Consider the following 2,737-nt stretch of genomic DNA (forward strand, 5'->3'; position numbering starts at 1 on the left):
CCGGCTTCGACAACGATGGGAGAACGCGTCAACAGGCAGGTGCCCATGCCGTTGGTGCCTAGCTCTGCCTCGCTCCACACGGCGCCTTCGCGAAAGCCGCTGTAACGAGCGGTGCCGGCGAACGACGACGTGCCGGCATACAACAGAATCACGCCATCGGCATCGGTGAGCGACACGCCGGCGGCGAAGTCGAACGACTCGCACAACCGAGCAATCTCCGCTTTCGCCAGCGAATAGCAGGTGCCCATCGCAGCGATGCGACGGCTCAGTTCTTGAGGCTCGAGCATGCGCGGGGTCAACGCTTTGGAGGGATCCAAGGCGTAATCGCCGACACAGCGCATCCACGATCGCTGCACCCAAGGGTCCATCCGCAGGTCCTGGTGGCGCTTCATGACCACCGCCTCGACCCGTTGATAGTGCGAATCGGCGTCTGCTTGCGAGAACGGTCGCGGGATCATTGCTCTCACTCACAAAGGATCGGGCATCGTAGCCGACCGTGCCGGTCACGTCAGCCTCGGGCAGCCCGGCGAGACCCTCGTGGGTCAAAATGACACAGTCTTGAGCGCCCTACCGGGGGCCCCCTAGCATCGGGCATAACTTCAATAACCGCTTGCTGAAGCTAGGGAAAAGTATGAAGACCCGTGCCGCCGTGGCGTTCGCGCCCAAACAGCCTTTGGAAATCGTCGAACTGGACCTGGACGGCCCGCAAGCCGGCGAAGTGCTGGTCGAAATCATGGCCACCGGCATCTGCCACACCGATGCCTACACGCTCGATGGCTTCGATTCCGAAGGCATCTTCCCGTCCATTCTCGGCCATGAAGGCGCCGGCATCGTTCGCGAAGTTGGCGCAGGAGTGACCAGCGTCAAGCCGGGCGACCACGTGATCCCGCTGTACACGCCCGAGTGTCGGCAGTGCAAGACCTGCACCAGCCAGAAGTCCAACCTGTGTACCGCAATCCGCGCGACTCAGGGCAAAGGCCTGATGCCGGACGGCACCACGCGCTTCTCTTATAAAGGTCAGCGCATCCATCACTACATGGGTTGCTCGACCTTCTCCAACTTCACCGTGCTGCCTGAAATCGCGCTCGCCAAGATTCGCGAAGACGCGCCGTTCGATAAGGCTTGCTACATCGGCTGCGGCGTAACTACCGGCGTCGGCGCGGTGATCAACTCCGCCAAGGTCACGCCGGGCTCCAACGTCATCGTGTTCGGCCTGGGCGGCATCGGACTCAACGTCATTCAAGCGGCCAAGCTGGTGGGCGCCGATCAGATCATCGGTGTGGACATCAACGACTCCAAAGAATCCTGGGGTCGCAAGTTCGGCATGACCCACTTCGTCAATCCCAAGACGGTGACCGGCGATCTGGTCCAGCACTTGGTCGCGTTGACCAATGGCGGCGCCGACTACACCTTCGATTGCACCGGCAACACCACCGTCATGCGCCAGGCGCTGGAGTCGTGCCATCGCGGCTGGGGCGAATCGATCGTGATTGGCGTGGCCGAGGCCGGCAAGGAAATCTCGACGCGACCGTTTCAACTCGTGACCGGCCGCGTTTGGAAAGGCTCAGCGTTCGGCGGCGCGCGCGGCCGCACGGACGTGCCGAAGATCGTCGACTGGTACATGACCGGCAAGATCCAGATCGATCCGATGATCACCCATGTGTTGAAACTGGAGCAGATCAATGAAGGCTTCGACTTGATGCATCAGGGCAAGTCGATCCGCAGCGTCGTGGTGTTTTGATTCAGGGAGCTAACAATCATGAGCGAAAAAATCTCTATTCATCCGTCGGTGGACAACGGCTTGCAGGCCGCGCAGGACGGCTTCAAGGGCGGCACGCTGGTCTGTCATTGCACGACGGCGCCCGTCAAGGTCACGCTCACGTCGCAGACTGCACACAATCATGCCTGCGGTTGTACCAAGTGTTGGAAGCCCGAGGGCGCCAACTTCTCAGTCGTTGCCGTCGTGTCGAGAGACGCGCTGAGCGTCACCGAGCAAGAACAGAAGCTCGCCATCGTGGACCCGAAAGCTGCGATCCAACGTCATGCCTGCAAGGAGTGCGGCGTGCACATGTATGGCCGCATCGAGAACAAGGGCCATCCCTTCTACGGCCTCGACTTCGTTCACACTGAACTGTCACCGCAGAAAGGCTGGGCCGCGCCGGGCTTCGCCGCCTTCGTTTCCTCGATCATCGAGTCCGGCTTTCAGCCGTCCAAGATGGACGCGGTGCGTTCGCGTCTGAAAGAGCTGAAACTCGAACCGTACGATTGCCTGTCGCCTCCGCTGATGGATGCGATTGCCACCCATGTCGCAAAGGCATCGGGCGCGCTGAAGGCGTAGTCATTCTCCAGTCGGATGAGCCTGTGCGCTCATCCGACTCACTCACGGCTTCAGATAGCGCGCCAGAAACTTGTAGACCTCACGCCGCGATTCCTTCGCCAGCTTGGTGTCGATCATGTTGAAGCCGTGGCCGCCGGGCGCGTTCTCATAGATCTTGTATTCGAACTTCTTGTCGGCCGCCTTCAGCGCCGCGATCAGATGGTCCACTTCCATGATGTGCACGTCGCCGTCAGACGTGTTGGCATGAATCAATAGCGGCGTCTGCAGCTTGTCGGCGTGATACACCGGCGAGCGACGGCGGTATTCCAGGGGATCTTCGTTCACCGACTTGCCGATGAAGTTGCTGAAGATCTCGGGATAGCTGGGCTGATAGGCGATCCGCTGTACCAAGTCGCTGAC

3 protein-coding genes and 1 pseudogene are annotated in these 2,737 nt (G+C 60.7%); 2 read left to right on the plus strand and 2 right to left on the minus strand.

Annotated features, from left to right (window positions below):
- Positions 1-458 (minus strand): annotated as a pseudogene (locus tag JNL55_RS36330) (sigma-54-dependent Fis family transcriptional regulator); the annotation flags it as partial.
- 173 nt (positions 459-631) lie between these two features.
- On the opposite strand from JNL55_RS36330, the gene JNL55_RS36335 reads away from it, so the two are divergent.
- Positions 632-1,741: an S-(hydroxymethyl)glutathione dehydrogenase/class III alcohol dehydrogenase gene (locus JNL55_RS36335; protein ID WP_293866685.1), complete on the plus strand. Its 1,110-nt coding sequence runs from the start codon at positions 632-634 to the stop codon at positions 1,739-1,741.
- An 18-nt stretch (positions 1,742-1,759) separates the two neighbouring features.
- On the plus strand, positions 1,760-2,338 hold the full coding sequence (gene gfa / locus JNL55_RS36340) for an S-(hydroxymethyl)glutathione synthase (RefSeq protein WP_293866688.1): 579 nt from the start codon (positions 1,760-1,762) through the stop codon (positions 2,336-2,338).
- Positions 2,339-2,380: 42 nt separating this feature from the next.
- On the opposite strand, the gene JNL55_RS36345 is transcribed toward gfa, so the two are convergent.
- Positions 2,381-2,737, minus strand: a 357-nt coding sequence (locus JNL55_RS36345; protein ID WP_293866691.1) for an alpha/beta hydrolase family protein, incomplete at its 5' end; no start/stop codon positions are given.

The organism is Steroidobacter sp., from assembly GCF_016790065.1.
In the GTDB taxonomy this organism is placed as follows: Bacteria; Pseudomonadota; Gammaproteobacteria; order Steroidobacterales; family Steroidobacteraceae; genus Steroidobacter.